We start from the raw sequence: 17,456 nt of genomic DNA, 5'->3' as shown, positions 1-17,456 counted from the left end.
AGAGAATGAATGGGGAGACAAACGTGCATTCTGGAGCAGTACGGAAAATTCCGCCTGGGCGCCGAAGCCTGACTGGCGCTGTAAATGTGCATAGGTTCAAACAATCGGTTCAGTTTGAATCGGGCCTAGAGAGGGATTTCATTTATCTGAAGTCTTTGGATCACCAGGTCGAGGATATTATCCCGCAACCGTGCTGTATCCAGTTTGAAGATGGAGAGGGAAAATCCCGGAAATATACACCTGATTTCCTGGTGATATACAGCGATGGGCGGTCGTCTGATCTGGTGGAAATTAAGTATCAGGATGAACTGAAGAAGAAGCGCAAATTGTTGATGCCGCGGTTTCAGGCGGCTGAAGAATACTCGGCTCTCAACTACTGGAATTTTTCCGTTCAAACCGAACATGAAATACGAAATAGCCGCCTGGAAAATGCTAAGCTGTTGTTGCCTCTGCAAAGGAATAAGCCGGATCCAGGCCTTTCTGCGCGCATCATCAAATCCATATCCACAGGATGCATGGTTTCAACTGAAGAACTGGTTCACCTATCGGGCCTCAGAGATGAACCGGCATCACGGGTGTATAGGGTCGTCCTGGGCCTACTGGCACACGGAATCTTCACAACGGATTTTGAAAACCTGATTGATCAGAAAACTCCAGTTGGATTGGCCGGAGATAAATCATGGTAGTTCTCAAATTCGAAGCCGGAGCTGCGGTCGAGGTGAATGGTGACCAGTGCGAAATTCTTCGGATAGTGGATGCCAACAATATTCTCATACTCAATCGTACCGTTGGTGAAAAACAGGTGGTGGCCCGGGAAGACGTTTGTGCCCCATCCACCAAGCTGAAAATCAAACCACACTGTTCCTTTACGGCGGATGATCTCGAAATTGCCCGAAAGCGTTTTCAGATAATTGAACCTTTAATCTCTATATCTGGATCGATCCATAAGAAGGTTGAGCAAATCGCGGAGGAAACCGGACTTTCCGGTCAAACCATTCGCAATTGGTTGCGAAAATACAAAGACAATCCGGTTTTGTCTGCGCTTGTTTCCGATCGCAAGAACTCCCAGAGAGGGCAGCGGCGGCTTGATGATAATGTAGAGTTGATCATCGAGCATCATATTCAGACCAAATATCTGACCAAGCAGAGATACAAGAAGAAGAAACTCCACGAACTCATTGTGCTTGCTTGCAGGACAGCCAAGCTAACTCCCCCATCATATAATACCGTCGACCGGAGGATTGCCCTGCTTTCTGAGGAAGAAAGAAAACGAAAGCGCCGGGGGCCTAAGCAGGCCAAGGAACAGTACAAAGCCATCAACAGCGAATATGGTGAGGCCAAACGGCCCCTGGATGTTGTTCAGATTGATCATACCCAGCTGAACATAATGGTCGTGGATTCAGAAGATCGGGAACCTATCGACAGGCCCTGGATCACGGTGGCAATTGATGTCTACAGCCGAATGATCACCGGCATGTTTCTCTCATTGGACAAGCCCAGTGCTGACAGTGTCGGCATGTGTCTTTGTCAGAGCATATTGGAAAAGGACAAGTTTCTCCGTGATATTGGCGTTGAAGGTGATTGGCCGGTATGGGGTCTGATGAAGATCCTGCACATGGACAACGGCAAGGATTTCAAGGGCGAGATGGTCCAGATCTTTTCTGAGGAATGGTCCGTGGATACCCAGTTTCGCCCGCCTGGCTTTGCCGAATGGGGCGGTCATATTGAGCGCCTTAATGGAACCCTGAAAACTGAACTGGACAGTATTCCAGGCACAACATTCCGGGGGCCAAAAGACAGGGTGGAATATGACCCGGATCAATATGCTGTCATGACCTTGGACGAATTGGAAAAATATCTCTTCAACCATGTTGTGAATGTCTATCACCAGAAAGTGCATCGCCAACTGGAATGCTCACCGATTTCAAAATGGAATGACGGCCTCACCGGGAAGAATGGAATTGGTCTGCCGGACAGGATTTCTGATGAAAAGAAACTGCGTCTCGATTTGTTGCCGTTGTCGAAAAGGACAATCCAGAGGGATGGCATTGTATGGGATAAAATCCACTACAACTCACCTGAACTGAAGATCCTCCTGGAAAACAGGAAAAAGTACAATAAAAACCAGCTGATTATTCGGAGAGATCCCAGAGATATCAGTAAGATATACTTATTCCATCCGGTTTTTAATGAATATGTCCAGGTTCCTTATCGAAATACCTATCGACGGCCGATCTCCCTTTGGGAATACAAGGCTGCCCGCAAGCGGATAAAGGACCGTGGCCTCAAGACAGTGGATGAAGATCTTATTTTCCGGGCTGTTGAGGAGAATCTGAAGGCCATTGATGCCGCAAAAAAAGAAACCCGCAGTGTCAGGAAGAAAAAAGAGAAATCCAGGCGCCGGAAACAGGATGCGGACCGGATGCCCGCCGGAGCGAGGGAAACACCGAAACCACCTGTCCGAAAGCCTGAATTGAAAACCGTGCAACCCGTGGAAGTAAAAAGCCCAGATCCACCTGAGGAGGACGATTTCATCGATTTTGACGAAGACCAGCTTAAACCCAATTTCACGATCCTCAGGAGAACCCTCTGATGCATCAGATTGAACATCGCATTGATAAACTGCCTTTTGAAAAGTCCGTGCACGAAGCCTTGTACCAGGACAAATGGATCCCCTATCGGAAGGGGGAGGAGTGCATGTACGAACTCTGGTCGCTTTTTCACGAAGGTCCCTCTGTGCGATCCCAGGGACTGTTGATATATGGGGAGCCAAATAGCGGTAAAAGCATGTTGGTCAGCAAATTCCGGTTGGATGTGCGGGACCAGCTTCGGGAGAAATCCATGGACGCGAAGCAATGCCCGGTCCTTCTTGTTGAAACGCCGGGGCATCGTGCGAATCCGAAATCCCTGTTCATTGAAATTCTGAAATCGATGAATGCACCGATCCGCACCTCACATAATGCAGACAGCCTGCTGGCACAGATTGAAATCCTCGTGGGCAAATATAATGTCCGTATTCTCATTCTGGATGAAATTCATAACATCATGAATGCGCATACTGATGAACGCGCAGCCTTCCTGAACTCAATCCGTTATCTCAGTAATAAGTTGGATTTGCGGATCGTCGCAGTGGGAACCCACCATGCTCGTCATATGATCCAACTGGATCCACAACTGGCCAGCCGCATTTTTCCTTTCAACCTGTCGCCATGGGAACGTGCGGATAAGGAATATGCCGCATTCGTCTTGCAGCTCATCATGGGCTGTAATCTCAAGGTATGTGACGACAATAAGAAAGGCCGGTTCATATCGCTGGTGCATGAGCGTACCGAAGGCCTGACCGGGGAGACCAAGGACTTGATTGTTCGGGCCGCCAAGAATTCCATCAGATCGGGGTTGGATCATATTCCAGCAGAGGTACTGACCGAGACGGAATGGATGCTGCCAAGTGAGCGGTATGGAGCGTGTTAATTAAGTTGGTTTTGAACAGATTTGAGGTGAACTAGCTTAACCTAGGCAGTTCGCCTCTCATTACCACTGCTTAATCGTTTCTAAGTTCTGTTGTGTGATATTCTCTGGCTATGGATTAGGGAAATATTTAGGCAGTCATCTGCATACTATTTTTTATGAGGGTTTCGATAGAAGACTTGATGAGTTTTGAAGCCTCCTCAATTTCTTCGTCGGATGTATACCTCCCAATACTAAATCTAATTGAAGAGGCAGCTTCTTGCTTGCTCAGGCCGATTGCTCTTAGAACATGGGAAGGTTCGGGTAGGCCACTCGTGCAAGCTGACCCTGTTGAAGCGGCAAGATGCGGCTGAAGCACTGTAATCAAATCAGCAGCCGCGATTCCTTCGAAGCCTATGTTAATATTCCCTGGGTGGCGCAGGAATGAATCCGTCGGACCATTTACCCAAGTTCTGCAGGGTAACTTATCCAAATATTCCACAAATTTGTCGCGACGTTTAGCGAGAGTTGCACGTTCCTCAGCGTACTTATCGCCAACGATTATTCGAGCAGCCTCTCCAAACCCGACACATAAAGCAGTCGGCAATGTACCGGATCGCAATCCATTTTGCTGCCCTCCTCCATGAATAATCGGTTCGACATTTCCTTGTATATCTCTTCGAGCATAAAGCGCACCGATCCCCACAGGGCCATACATTTTGTGCCCAGATAAACTAATAAGGTCTACATATTGGGAAAAGGAAGATATATCCATGGCACAGGGAGCTTGAGCGCAATCGCAATGAAGCAGGCAACCATATTGAGAGACAAGCTGCGATATTTTTGGGATGTCTTGCAGTGTTCCAATTTCGTTATTCGCAGCCATCACCGAGACGAGCAAGACATCACAATCTAATTCCGCCTCCAAAACGTCCAAATCTAGCCGGCCATCAGCATCAACAGGTATGTGTGTGACCTCATATCCATGTTCATTGCTGAGTACTCTGCCGCTTTCAAGGACGCACTTATGCTCAGTAGCACCAAGAAGAATTCGTCTCCTGTTGCCTCCAGCAGCTCGCCTCCCGACACCCAGCAAAGCCAAGTTATTTGCCTCAGTGGCCCCTGAGGTAAAAATAATCTCATCTGCATCGCCACCGACAATTGCGGCCACATTTGTAGCCGCATGATCAATGGCTTCGGCCGCATCCCATCCAACCACGTGATCCGATGCATGAGGATTACCAAAAGATTCAGCGAAAAATGGGCGCATCACCTCAAAAACCTGTGGATCGAGGGGGGTGGTCGCCTGATAATCAAAATATAGCGCTTTCCCAGTTTTCATTTTATCTCCAATGAGTTATTAAGGATTCTGCGCTGCAAATTTTCCAACCAAAAGCCTAGCTTCCTTTCTGGATGATATCTCCAGGAATGAGTTTGACCCTACCACGTCTTATAGTTTAGTGTCGAGCTGGATCAAACCTCCAGGAAGACAAATAATGCCACGAGGACCTATCTACCTAGACAGCTACAAGCCACAATTCTCTGGGCACGAGACGTTTCCGTTACGCTACGGGTGGCTCAAGAAGGCATACGATGCCGTGAATGAGCGGAAGGGCGTCTCCGATAGCAAGACGGTTTTTACGCGGGATGATGCTATCGCCCGCTTCGGCGTGGGAAAGAACATGGTTTCGTCAATGCGGCATTGGGCGACAGCATCCGATATTATTATGGATGGGGAAGCCGCGAATGCGCTTGTAACGACAGCGCTTGGCGACAGGCTCTTTGGGGCGGAGGGGTTCGATCCGTATATGGAGCATCCGGCGAGCCTTTGGATGATTCATTGGAAGCTTGCGGGACGACCGGATAAAACAACATGGTATTGGAGTTTCAATAACTTCCCCGGCGCGACATTCGAACGTGAACGGCTTGTGAAGGGGCTTGAAAAGGTTGCGAAGGACTGTGCTTGGCCGCGCGTATCGGCGACAACGATCCGGCGTGATGTTGAGTGTTTTCTCCGCACATATGTTGCGCGGCAGTCGTCGGCGAGTGCGTCGCCGGAAGATACACTTGAATCGCCGCTTGCTGAACTTGGTTTGATAAAAGCAGTTGGTAAGCGCGATGGATTCCGGTTTGTGCGCGGCCCGAAATCGACCTTGCGCAGTGGCATCTTTTTATATGCGCTGATTGATTTTTGGAAGGATTACACATCGGCGCAAACCTTGTCTTTTGAGGCGATTGCGCATGAGCCGGGCTCTCCGGGGCGTGTATTTTTGCTGGACGAAAACGATGTCGCAGACCGCTTGCTCGGCCTTGAAGAATTCACAGACGGCGCATTCCGCTGGTCGGAGACTGCGGGATTGAAACAGGTTTTGCGCGATGCGGCGCTCGATCTGGATGCTGCACTTGAATATGTCGCCCGTGACTATGAGCGAATAAAGAATAAGGAGGCGGCGTAATGGTGCTCGCCGATAACGTCTATATTGCAAGGCGATTTCAGCGTTCGATTAGAATCGACACGGATCACAATGATGCTCAGGCCCTTGAGGGTTTCATCTGCCCAAAATCTTCAGCAGACGTTCTCGCAGCGGTCGGTCATCATGTGGCGGAAACCGGTCATGGTGCCTTCACCTGGACCGGGCCTTACGGCAGCGGCAAATCGAGCCTTGTCGTCGCACTGAGTGCTTTGCTTAGTGGTAACGCAGCGCTCAGGGATAAAGCAGTATCTGCCATCGGAAGGGGCACAGCTAAGGGCGTGCTTAACGATCTACCGCCAAAATCGAAAGGCTGGCTTGCGCTGCCTGTCGTAGGGCGTCGGGACAATGCGGCGCTTGTCATTGGTGAGGCTCTTGTTGGGCGAGGACTCGTTAGTGCCACACAGAAGAAAGGTTGGACTGACGCTGCCGTTGTGGACGCGCTCGTTGAACTTTCCAATAGGCACCCACGCAGCGAAGGCGGCCTGGTCCTATTCATTGATGAGATGGGTAAATTCCTTGAAGCTGCTGCGCAAGAAGGTGCTGATGTCTATCTGTTTCAGCTTCTTGCGGAAGCAGCATCGCGCAGTGGTGGTCGCTTGATAATTATAGGCATTCTTCATCAGGCCTTTGAGGAATATGCGAACCGGTTGTCGCGGGAGATGCGCGATGAATGGTCGAAAATCCAGGGCCGGTATATCGATCTCTCCGTGAACGCGGCGGGTGAGGAGCAGATCGAATTGATCTCCCGCGCTATCGAGAATGGCCGGTCGGCTGTTAAGCCGGGGAAACTTGCATCTCTGATTGCATCCGAAATTAAACGCCAGCGCCCGGCCGCTTCGCGCTATTTACCGGAGACTCTAGAAGGATGCTGGCCGCTCCATCCCGTCGTTGCCTGTTTGCTGGGTCCTATTTCGCGGCGGCGCTTCGGGCAGAACCAGCGTAGTATCTTTGGCTTCCTGAATTCTGCAGAACCGTACGGATTTCAGGATTTCATTCGCCACCAGACCGAAGAGATTTTCTATGAGCCGGATCGGCTTTGGAACTATTTGCGAGTTAACCTTGAACCCTCCATCCTCGCATCACCGGACGGGCACCGTTGGGCGACGGCGGCTGAGGCAATTGAACGTTGTGAATCGCTTGGCGGTGATGCGCTTCATACCCGGCTTTTGAAAGCGATTGCGCTGATTGATCTGTTCAAGGAACGTTCCGGACTAATACCGACGGACGAACTTTTGGGGGCATGCGCCGGTGCAGCTTCCAAGGAGGAAACTGAAGTCGCTCTTCAACAACTCAAAAAGTGGTCACTTGTCATCTACCGTAAGTTCGCTGATGCCTATGCGATTTATGCAGGAAGTGACTTCGACATCGATCGAGCCGTGCAGGAAACGTTGCAGCATGTACGGGAAGTCGATTTTACTCTACTACAGCAGCTTGCTGGTTTGCAGCCCATACTGGCGAAGCGGCATTACCATGAGACCGGCGCTCTCCGATGGTTTGATGTAGAGGTTGCTCCGCTGAGTACTCTTATAGATCGTGCGCAGGCATATAAGCCTCATGTGGGTACGATTGGAGAGTTTCTGCTTGCGGTTCCGACAGACGGGGAGACGGCTGAGCAAGCGCAGAGGATTTGCCGGGAGGCCACGCGTGAGTCTAGGGATTGGGATGTTGTCGCTGGTTTGTCTCAACGGGCTTGGGTGATCACTGACCTTGCCCGTGAGCTAATTGCGTTGACCGAAGTGCAGGACGAACATCCTGACCTTGCCGGAGACCCTGTGGCACAGCGGGAAGTGCAGGCGAGGCATACAGTTCTGCAAGGACAACTCGAAGAGGAAATCCGCCGCGCCTTCGACAATGCGACCTGGTATCTCAAGAGCCACAAGCCCCAGCAATGGTTTCAGGCCGAGCTTAATAACGTCGCTTCGGAACTCGCGGCGCGACGCTATCCGCTCTCGCCGCGACTCAATAACGAACTGCTCAACAGGATAAAGCCGTCGAGCAACGCGGTTGCGGCTCAAAACGCGCTTTTACGGGCTATGGTGTCGAATGAGGGGGAGCCACGTCTTGGGATCAACGGCTATCCGGCCGAAGGCGGTTTGTTTGACTCGCTATTGGAGGCAACCGGCCTTTATGCCCAAACCGACCATGGTTGGTGTTTCTGCACACCGGCAGAGGATGGCGATCCATTTAATCTATCACCACTTTGGGAGGCCACAGCCGAGCTTTTAAAAAAGGCCGAAGATCGAACCGTTAGTGTCGCTGAAATCTATCGTCTTTGGTCAGAACCGCCGTTTGGCTTGAAGGACGGGGTGATGCCCGTGCTGGCTGTTGCTTTCATTCTTTCGCGCCGTGAGAAAGTTGCGCTATACAGGGAAGGAGTTTTCCAAGCGCGTTTCAAAGACATTGATGTTGAAATATTGGCGAAGAATGCCAGCGAGATTCAGTTACGCTGGATGGATTTGTCAGCATTGTCACGGCGTCTACTATCAAGCATGGTGGAAGTTGTGCACGATCTGGATGCTGGCAACCGGCTTACACATTTGGCGCCGATTGATGTGGCGCGCGGCCTGATTGCGATCTTTGACCGTCTGCAATCTTGGACAAAGCGCACGACCCAGCTTTCGGCCAATGCCATTCGCGTCCGCGACATCTTTAAGCATGCGAACGATCCAAACAAGTTTCTGTTCGATGACATCCCAGGGGCGTTCGGCGGGCGCGGTGCGCTCAATGATGATGCCGCGCTGAAAGGTATCGTTGACGATGTGCGGGACGGTCTCGAAGAACTCGTTGAATCATACCCCTCTATGCTACGACGTCTAAACGATCTTATGCTCGCCGAACTGCAAGTTCCGAACAATTCTTCGCAGGCGCTTGCTGAGCTTCGGGCGCGCGCCGAGAATATTAAGAAGATCGGGGGGGACTTCCGGCTTGATGCTTTTATCGGACGGCTTGCTAAAATTGAGGGTACCGAACAGGACATTGAGGGTATCGCCAGTCTAGCCGCTAACAAACCGCCGAGAGACTGGACCGATCCCGATCTTGATAGAGCAGCGGTAGAGATGACGGACCTGGCCCAGAAGTTCATCCGGGCCGAAAACTTCGCGCGTGTGAAAGGGCGGGTCGATAAACGTCATGCTATGGCTGTTGTCGTTGGCGTAAATGGCCGTCCGTCACCTCTACATGCGGAGTTTGAAGTCACCGATAATGAGCGTTCCGGAATCGACGAGATCATTGCGCGCCTCGAAAGCGTCATAGATGCTGCAGATAAAACACAGCGGCGGCTCGTGCTGGCCGCCCTTGCTGAACTGAGTTCACGCTACATGACGCAGTCGGAGGAGAACGGTGACAATGAAACTGAGAAGGTCGCATCGTGAGCGTCGTGTCGGAAAAGCATGTGTTGGGCCTCTCCGGTGGTAAAGACAGTGCCGCCCTTGCGGTCTACATGCGGCAGCACCATCCTGAACTCGATATCGAGTATTTCTTTACCGACACGGGAAAAGAGCTTCCTGAAGTTTATGAATTTTTGGGCCGTCTTGAGGGGTTTCTCGGAAAGGCTATCCTGCGGCTCAATCCAGACCGTGACTTTGATTTTTGGCTCAAGCAATACAATAGCTTCTTGCCTTCGCCGCAAACACGGTGGTGCACGAGGCAGCTCAAGCTTCGGCCATTTGAACAATGGCTTCGTCCCATCTTAGAAGAGGGTAGCACGGTCTATAGTTACGTTGCGATACGCGCGGACGAAGAGTACCGGGAGGGTTACAGTTCCAAGCATGACAGGCTGAAAATTGTTTTGCCGTTCAAAGAGGCCGGAATCGACAAGCCCGGAGTACACGACATTCTCGACGCGTCCGGACTTGGCTTGCCACGCTACTATGATTGGCGTTCCCGCAGCGGCTGTACTTTCTGCTTCTATCAGCAGAAAATTGAATGGGTACGTCTCAAAGAGCAACACCCCGAAGCCTTTGAAGAGGCCAAATCCTACGAGAAAGACGCCGTTGCCCATGGCTCGCCCTTTACCTGGTCTCAAGGAGAATCCCTAGATGAGATGATCCAGCCGGAGCGGGTCAGGCAGATCAAGAAGGACTACGAGAAGCGGCTCGAACGGATGAAGGCAAAGCGCCGGCAGAATCCACTACGGGATGATGACGAGACTTTCGATATTGACGAACTCTATGGCCAGGCCAAAGCCTGTCTCGCTTGTCACAAATAGCAAGTGCAGACTTATCAGATCAAATGCACCGCCCAGGAGGCTGCATCTCCTTGTTCATCGCGGAAAATCTGGGCCTGCGCCGATGTTCGCAGTTCACTACTATTACAATTCCAAAAGTTTCTGGTTAGCGAGAATAACGCGCGATTTCTGTTCCTCTCTGGAGGTCGAAAGAGCCGGTGGGTTGGCGGTATTCGTTTGAGAGAAAGTGCAGAAGCCAGTTTCGCATTGTTTCCCAGTGCTGGTCATTGCCATAGGCGCGGTAATCTTCGGGAACGTGCTCAGCAATAAATTCTCGTCCTTCGGCAGGGGTAATCGGTTTATGGGCAATCTTGTTTAGAGCTTGCACTACAGGTGATTGCCTCAAAAGAGCAGCGACGTATTTTCGAAAATAAACTGCCGAGAGGTGCTTTGGTATGCGTAGCGCCCCGATATCGCGTCTTCCCGCTTCGAGGGTCCATCCGACTATGCGATCAGTTTGAGTCTCAGTGAAAATCGGAAAGAGAAGCTCCGGACGAAGGCATAATGGCAGCCAATACTCCGGCGGGATCGATGACGTACTGTCGTCCGTTGGCGTTTCCTCGGCTATGTAGACATTTCCTTCGTCTTCCAATTCTTGAACTGTATGCGCGACTTCACTTCGCAGCTCGTCCGTAGCCTCTATGGCAGTGGAAAATACGAGCGCTTCGAAAGCTCTCAGGCGGTCTAATTTGGCCTCCAGATGCACTAAGAGTTCTAAATTTGAGGGCATTGCCCATCCCATGCCCCTCTTAGTCAGATTGGCGGAGCCGATGAGGCATGCATCATCCGCACGATAATATTTCGCGTGAAGAACAGGCTGCACATGAAGTGATGCGCCGTTTCGTTCTTTGATCAGATCGAAAACTTCGAGATCGCTGACGCCAGCCAGTACCTCTTCAGCTTTCCAACGTGTTACGCACTTTACCGAAGTCACGCTTCGAGGAATCGCATCAAACGCCATCTGCACCGCATCACACTTCATGAATGGCGCGATGAGGATTACTTCCTTCTTGCCGTTTCGGCAAAGATCAATGAGCTCCGGTCCTGGCAAGAGCATAGATCAATCCTCATCGCCGATGAAGTTTTTGGCCATTTTACCCCACTCGTGGCGGATATCACGAATTCTATCCCGTGCAGGGTAATCTTCCTCTTCGTAACGAGCCCAAGCTGCAAGGAGTAACTTTAAGGTATCCGAGGCATTTTCGATTCGAGTAACAAGTTCGCTGGAAGATGTTTCCGTAACATCTGTATCTAGTGCGCGCACAAGCTTTTCGTATACAGGATGGCGCGTATTGAAGACGATTTCTGTTATGCCGCCGGGGCGAATATCTACGTTGAAAAATGCTTGTGAATCAGTTTCAGCGGTAACGAAAATTAGTTTTCTACCTCTTGTCTTTACCGCTTGAGCAATTTCTTTGGCGACCTCTTCGCTATAATTTTTGTTCTTGATAAGATCGTTTGTTAGATCATCCCGAGCTTTATCGTCATAATCTTCATCATCGATGTCGGTTTTGTAGCCTTTGTTTGCGCGATCTTTCCACTTTGTCGTAGCCTTGTCTTCAATTGACACGTCATCGTGACGCTTTCCGCCACCTCGAATGCCTTTCGTTTGATCTTGAATGCGGTTGCGGATTTGAGCAAGCTGCTCGCGGACGTAGACCACAATATCAATGACGAGATGGCGAGTATCGCCTTCCTCTTCGAGCCGAGACTTGAAGTCCATATACTTCTCACCTGGCTCAGCTTCGTTTTCCCACTCAAACTGGGACATATGCGAAAAGACTGTGGCAGCTTGCTTGTTATTTGTGACGCCAAAGACTTCATCCAACGCGGGAGGAAATTCCACTTCTACCCCCCACCAACGCTCTCTTGGGTCGTAGCCAAGGGCCCAAGTGCTGTCTAGTTCGAGCTCTCGGCCAGCCCTGACGATTGAGACTCCAATGTTCTTAGCCGCATGCTTGCCGTAGGGCGTTCGGCCTCGGTCCGTGCCATCGTCAGGGATCGTTTCCGAACTTGCCCATGACATACGAACATGAACGCTGTGTGTTTCCCCCTCATATTCGACAGGAAACTCGCGGTGTTGTTCTCCCCAGACTTTAAACATTGGCCGTTTATCGAACGGCGCAGGCGTCGAAGAGGGCACCGTGAGATACATTGGATCGTTTGCTCGTGCCCGCATATCAAAAGTGGATGTGTCGTCCTCCAATGCGGCAAGCCGAATATCTGTTTTCCCCTCATGGATAAACTTTCGATACATCCTGCCGACGAGGGCCTCCGTGTTTTCCAACGTTGCACGACCGCTTCTCCATGTAAGACGGTGGTCCTCGAAGTTGCTCCACACGATAAGCGTCCCGGTCGTACCAATTCCCTCTGACCTGCTAAGCCATTCATTCGGTACATTTTTTGCTTCGGGAACTGGGACATGACGGGTTTTCCCAGATTCTACGTCGTCTAGGTCGAGGTACGAATGTAGGGCGTTGTCAGGCCCAGCTTGCCACGTCCACACATCCAGCCGTCGGCATTGAGATATTGAGGCATTCGGAAGGCCCATGCCGAACCTTCCTATGCCACTTCGGTCATTCAAATGCGTGCCGTTGCCGAATTGTAACGCAAGACGAAGTACCGTCATGTCCATTCCGGACCCATTATCTAGTACGGCTATCTCAGCAATTCGGCGGCGTTCTCGTTCCTTAACCAGGACGCGCTTTTCGATGCAAAAGATTTCGACGAAGCTCGCATTGGCTTGGACCGAATTGTCGATGAGTTCAGCGAGGGCGTAGGCTGTGTTTTTATACCCGCTGTCGCGCATGGCCTTGAGCGCCAGCGATGGGGGGATTACTTCACCATCAAATGCATTTTCAATGATATCTTCCGCATTACTCGTGCTCATGCCATACGTCCTCCCAATTCGTAAATGCCTCTGCGACGCTGCCGAAACCGGGTAAGTTCGTATCGACGACTGTCACAATTTCTGATGTTTCGTTGCCTCCAGCACGCGGACCTCTCGTCGCGCGTCCGACCATTTGGCTGTACAAGACCAGCGACTTTGTAGGGCGTGCTATAACAGCGGCGCTCGTCCGCGGTGCATCGAAGCCCGTCGTTAGAACTCCAAAATTGCACAAAACCATTGCCCGAGGGGCGTCACTCTTGAACTGCCGAATAATGCGCTCTCGTCGGGCGATAGGTGTTTCGCCGGTAACAAGCTTTCCGTCGTGTCCACGCGCGACAAGCAGTCCTGTAATTAAGTGGGCGTGCCGCACAGAAGCCCCGAAAACGATGATTCGGTTGTGCCTTTGTAAAAGGTCCTCGATTGCTCGAATGATTATGAAATTGCGCGCGCCACTATCCGAAATTGTCCGTAGAGACTCGTCGGAAATATCCACGCCAGCTTCGGCCGCTTTGACTTCTTTATCGGATAAGCCAAGGTCGCCGTCGAACCGAACAGAGGTAAATGTTGGTTTCGCCAGATAGCCCTCTGATATCAGAAAATCGACCGGATCGCTGTAGCCGGGCACGTCTAGCGTAACCTTACTATTGGCAAAGAATTCTGACAGTTCGGCGTCAGCTCCTGCGTCGTTCCATGTGCGGCCCGGTGTTGCTGTCAGGCCGAGCAACTGATTCTCGGGCTGCTTGGTATAAAGAGCCTCAATCACAGATCTATAGGTCCGGGCAATCGCTTGATGAGCTTCATCTACAACTGTAAGGCTGGCTCTGTCCCCGAGTGCTATCAGGGCGTTCTGATTACGTGAATAGGCCGCGTGCATCTTCGCGAATCCAGCTACGAGAATCCCGTTTCGTACCTCACTTAGGTCTATGTTTCGATCTCCCCAAAATCGATAGACCATCACGGGTTGATCCCCCAACACGCGCCAGCATTTTTCAAAATCTTCTGCTGCCTGTTCCAATAATTCGCCGCTGTTCGCCAGCCAGCAGACGACAGTCGGTCCGTGATCAATTAGATGCCGTGCAATGATGTGCATCGCGGTGCGCGTCTTACCTGCGCCGGTTGGCATATGCACGACAACCTTATTGGGGTGCACTTCAAGCGCCATTTGAGCGCGCCGTGCTACGTCTCGCTGATGGGGGAATAGGCCGTATTCTGGGGTGACTTCGTTTATTGCCGGCTTGCGCACCATTTGTGCGCTCGGGTCTTCCGTGATGCCGAAGAAGGAAAAGAGAGCGCCTGTGTGGTCCGGATTTTTCGCTGGATCGAATGCCTTTAGGGAGGTGTAGAAATTACCCTTCGTCTTCAATCTTAGTTTGTCGGCTAGTTCCCGCGCCTTTTCCAAGCTCAAGCTATCGATGATGATATTCCGCACCGCGGCGTCTTGGATGCTTGTCGGGTTATTGTCGGCGTAAAGGACATTTGCGACATTCCGAAGAGCGTCATCTGTAGGCGTTGAAGCTAAGAGCTGCCGCAACGTCTCGACGAGCTCGTCGCCGAGAAGTCGGCAAAGACTTGCGCGTTTCATGCCATTGATGACATGTTCGATCGATATGCCAGGAGACGTCATTTGTTCTCCGTTACAGAGAAAAATAGCGGCGAAATGATCAATGAGCGATCATCGAAACCACTTTCCGCATAAATGAGAGTGACATTTTTGTCGGGATCTTCGGAGAAGCGAATACGTGTTTTTCCGTAAAAACACCGAAAGTCGGTAAGCCTGATCTCATCAAGAATCATTTGAATGATCTCCGGGCCTGGTGTGACGCTCAATAAGATCGCGTAGCTTTCTCTGGCGTTCGGTCTTCACATTACGCTTTTCGAAGAAATAACTTCTTTCTAATTCAATTATTTCACGAACAATTGGACCATCCTTGAAATTTTGAATTTCTTCTTCACTCACCAACCAGCAGCCCCCTTCCCCACAAAATTTCTAGTTTAGCGAGTTGAAGAATTGCAGAGCGCTTCAAAATTAGCAACCCACATATTTTGGTTTAAGTTAATGAAAATATACTCAAAAGGGGATGAACCTGTTTACGAAGAGATACCAGAAATCTGAAAAAGGGTGGTACGCAGCCTTTTCCTCAAGAATCTAGACAAATCTAGTTTAGTGATTTTGCAACTTTTTCAAAAATAGAGTGGGTATTTTTAGGGGGAAATAGCCGGAAAATCACCACTCTAATTTTGACCTGCCAAATCTGGTGTGGGATCTGACATATGGAAACCCTGGGTTCCTCTGTTCCGCTCACGCACAGTCAGACCGTCGAAGATCCACCCGTAGCAGGTTCGGAGTGTAGCAACTTGTGTAGCATCTGTGAATCCCTCATAGCGCAAAAACAGATAGGCAGAGGCAGACGCGCAAGAATACGAGACCGCCCTCCGCAACCACCGCTGACGGCTAGGGGGCTATGGGGGGAAGTCTCGCATCTCACTTACGTTAATAGGCTCTCACAAATTTGGACCGAAATAATCCGGGCCTTAGAAGTCTCCGTCATCGATCCCATCAAAGCCGAAGACCGAAACAGCCATGCGAAAGCCGGTCGGGTTCCTGCCCGGTCCAAATTCCATGACACCAGCTTCTGCCAGGGCCTCAACAAAGTCAGGATGTTTGCGGATGCTCCGCCTGAAATTCTTCAAGTCCGTCATTTGGACCGCATCTGCCACCTCCCGGAAAGGCAGTAGCTCCCTGGGGTGGGAACTGAAGTAATCCTGGATGACCTTGAGCGCTTCGGCAATCTTGCCCTTCAGGACCTTCTTCACCGGTTGCCAGCGCTTGACACGGCAGTCAGGGAAGATCTCGGGCAGGGTTTCCGCAATGCCGCTTTGAGCTGAGGCAATGATGTAAGCGTCGCAGGGGGCGCAGACGGCACCGTCACAACGCCGCACCGACCCGCGACACAGGGCTTGGAGAATCAGGTGGCGGTATTCCCCGATCCTGATCTGCTGGAAGTCTTGGGGATCAAGGCTTTGAGCGGAAGACAGTCCCGCCCCGAGACGCCCCAGTGCCTCATATTGAGAAGCGGGTAGGAACAATGTCCCAGCCAGGATGACATTGGAAACATGAGCATAGGCGTTAGTTCCGTGATGGTCACCCCAGTGGGTGAAGTGAACCCGACCCGGATTACCATCCATGAGGGCTTTGACACCGCTCGGCACATCTATGCCTCCTTTGGTTTTATGATGAACCACCAGCCATTCCTCTTTAGGCTTGTTGTTGATGGTGGAGACGATGCCGTCAATCAGTTGCTCGCCGTTGGTTCTAAAGGCATGTTTGCCGCCTCCCGTTTGCCAGACGTTGACGGTCAGGTTCCGATAGGACTTCTCGGCTTTGCTTAGGCGGATCAGGTTGCCTCGCTTGCGTTCCCATTGGTCATAGGTCGCCCTGACACGCCCGGAAGCATCCAGGATCAGGAGCGGTGCGAAGTCATCCGGCAGGGTGTCCCGATAGTCCAGCAGGGTGTTACCGGAAGCCCCGTCCTGCTTCACCGTGACCAGCTTCCCGGACAGGAGCCAGAGAGTGGTGACTGCGTCGATATGCTGCTTGGGTGACTCAGACAGGCATCCGATCACTGTATTCAGATCCACGCCATGCTTTTCCGAGTAGTCCGGTATCTCAACACGAGAACCGCATGACGCCTCCTTGATCTGGATGAACAGGTCTTCGATATCCTTGGCCAGGGCGGGATGACGGAGGCGGATCGGCCCGAACAGGTGACCAAGGTCATCCCGCTTCAATGTCAAAGGCTGTCCCGGAAGGATCGCTTCATCCCAGATTCTGACATCCCTGGCCTGTCCCTGATAATGGAAGGCCGAAACATGCTTGAACTGCTCTCCTTGGCAGCGGCTTTCTATCATCTGTTGGGTTGTGAACAGGATGCGGGCTTGGTCCCGATCATCAGACCCCAATCCATTCAGGTCGGTGTCACTGGTCAGGACCGAGAATTGCGAACGGGACAGACCCATTTCCTCCACCAGATTCCGGATCTCATCCAGCCTGGAGACGCAGATCAGAACTGACACCCTTTCATGGTCTTCAGAAGCCAGGAGCGTCCGGATGAAGTGGATCATGGTCTTGGTCTTGCCCACACCGGGATCAAGGCTGGCCAGATAATATCGGGGAAGACAGGTTCCCTCTGCCATCTGTTCCAAGATGTCAGCCACATCTTCCAGTGCCGACCACATATGTTCAGATGGTCTGTGGTGTCCGTCGTCAAAACAAATGGGTCAGTTGAGCGTCTGATTTAGTGGAGGATCTGGCTCATCATTTGTTGATGTTTAAGCAGCTTGCTTGAAGTGATTCAAGCGCCGGTTTTTCATGGTGGTCAGTTTGATCTGTTTTCTCCTTTCCAGAATGGCGGTATCGCGG

General features: G+C 51.3%; 12 protein-coding genes. 6 read left to right on the top strand and 6 right to left on the bottom strand.

The window, feature by feature from the left end; all coding sequences use genetic code 11:
• Positions 1–5: 5 nt before the first annotated feature.
• The 3 genes from DFP90_RS19340 to DFP90_RS19330 are packed head-to-tail and all read left to right on the top strand — an operon-like array spanning position 6 to position 3,471.
• A complete protein-coding gene (locus DFP90_RS19340) occupies positions 6–686 on the top strand; it encodes a TnsA endonuclease N-terminal domain-containing protein (RefSeq protein WP_115938512.1) in 681 nt (226 codons plus the stop codon).
• The gene (locus tag DFP90_RS19335) at positions 680–2,593 is read left to right on the top strand and encodes a Mu transposase C-terminal domain-containing protein (protein WP_115938510.1); all 1,914 of its coding nucleotides are present in this window, start codon (positions 680–682) and stop codon (positions 2,591–2,593) included. The genes DFP90_RS19340 and DFP90_RS19335 overlap by 7 nt, the downstream gene beginning before the upstream one ends.
• Positions 2,593–3,471, top strand: a complete 879-nt coding sequence (locus tag DFP90_RS19330) for a TniB family NTP-binding protein (RefSeq protein WP_115938508.1) — start codon at positions 2,593–2,595, stop codon at positions 3,469–3,471. The genes DFP90_RS19335 and DFP90_RS19330 overlap by 1 nt, the downstream gene beginning before the upstream one ends.
• A 127-nt stretch (positions 3,472–3,598) precedes the next feature.
• On the opposite strand, the gene DFP90_RS19325 is transcribed toward DFP90_RS19330, so the two are convergent.
• Complete coding sequence (locus DFP90_RS19325; RefSeq protein ID WP_115938506.1) at positions 3,599–4,789, bottom strand: cysteine desulfurase family protein; 1,191 nt, start codon at positions 4,787–4,789, stop codon at positions 3,599–3,601.
• 154 nt (positions 4,790–4,943) lie between these two features.
• Between DFP90_RS19325 and DFP90_RS19320 the strand changes: the two genes are divergently transcribed.
• Genes DFP90_RS19320 through DFP90_RS19310 form a run of 3 tightly spaced genes read left to right on the top strand, consistent with a single transcriptional unit; the run spans position 4,944 to position 10,128 of the window.
• Entirely contained in the window at positions 4,944–5,903 is a 960-nt protein-coding gene (locus DFP90_RS19320; protein ID WP_115938504.1) for a DUF4007 family protein, read from the top strand.
• Positions 5,903–9,292: a P-loop NTPase family protein gene (locus DFP90_RS19315; protein ID WP_115938502.1), complete on the top strand. Its 3,390-nt coding sequence runs from the start codon at positions 5,903–5,905 to the stop codon at positions 9,290–9,292. The genes DFP90_RS19320 and DFP90_RS19315 overlap by 1 nt, the downstream gene beginning before the upstream one ends.
• Positions 9,289–10,128, top strand: coding sequence for a phosphoadenosine phosphosulfate reductase family protein (locus tag DFP90_RS19310; RefSeq protein ID WP_218044747.1), 840 nt, complete (start codon positions 9,289–9,291; stop codon positions 10,126–10,128). Before DFP90_RS19315 ends, DFP90_RS19310 begins: the two co-directional genes overlap by 4 nt.
• A gap of 124 nt (positions 10,129–10,252) precedes the next feature.
• Here DFP90_RS19310 and DFP90_RS19305 read toward each other — a convergent pair whose 3' ends face one another.
• The 5 genes from DFP90_RS19305 to DFP90_RS19290 all read right to left on the bottom strand — a co-directional run bounded on the left by DFP90_RS19305 (position 10,253) and on the right by DFP90_RS19290 (position 17,251).
• Positions 10,253–11,203 (bottom strand): phospholipase D family protein, encoded by a 951-nt coding sequence (locus DFP90_RS19305; protein ID WP_115938500.1) that lies wholly within the window; start codon positions 11,201–11,203, stop codon positions 10,253–10,255.
• Positions 11,204–11,206: 3 nt separating this feature from the next.
• Entirely contained in the window at positions 11,207–13,036 is a 1,830-nt protein-coding gene (locus tag DFP90_RS19300) for an ATP-binding protein (protein WP_115938498.1), read from the bottom strand.
• Positions 13,023–14,660, bottom strand: a complete 1,638-nt coding sequence (locus DFP90_RS19295; protein WP_218044746.1) for a DEAD/DEAH box helicase — start codon at positions 14,658–14,660, stop codon at positions 13,023–13,025. Before DFP90_RS19295 ends, DFP90_RS19300 begins: the two co-directional genes overlap by 14 nt.
• Before the next feature lie 159 nt (positions 14,661–14,819).
• The gene (locus DFP90_RS22970) at positions 14,820–14,993 is read right to left on the bottom strand and encodes a hypothetical protein (protein WP_181905463.1); all 174 of its coding nucleotides are present in this window, start codon (positions 14,991–14,993) and stop codon (positions 14,820–14,822) included.
• A 575-nt stretch (positions 14,994–15,568) separates the two neighbouring features.
• Positions 15,569–17,251 carry a DEAD/DEAH box helicase family protein gene (locus DFP90_RS19290; protein ID WP_181905462.1) on the bottom strand — a complete coding sequence of 561 codons (1,683 nt, stop codon included), beginning with the start codon at positions 17,249–17,251 and terminating at the stop codon, positions 15,569–15,571.
• Positions 17,252–17,456 lie beyond the last annotated feature (205 nt).

The sequence above is a fragment of the Aestuariispira insulae genome (genome assembly GCF_003385955.1).
GTDB lineage: Bacteria > Pseudomonadota > Alphaproteobacteria > UBA8366 > Aestuariispiraceae > Aestuariispira > Aestuariispira insulae.
The sequence above is the reverse complement of the archived record's forward strand: the minus strand, read 5'-3'. Positions and strand labels throughout refer to the sequence as shown.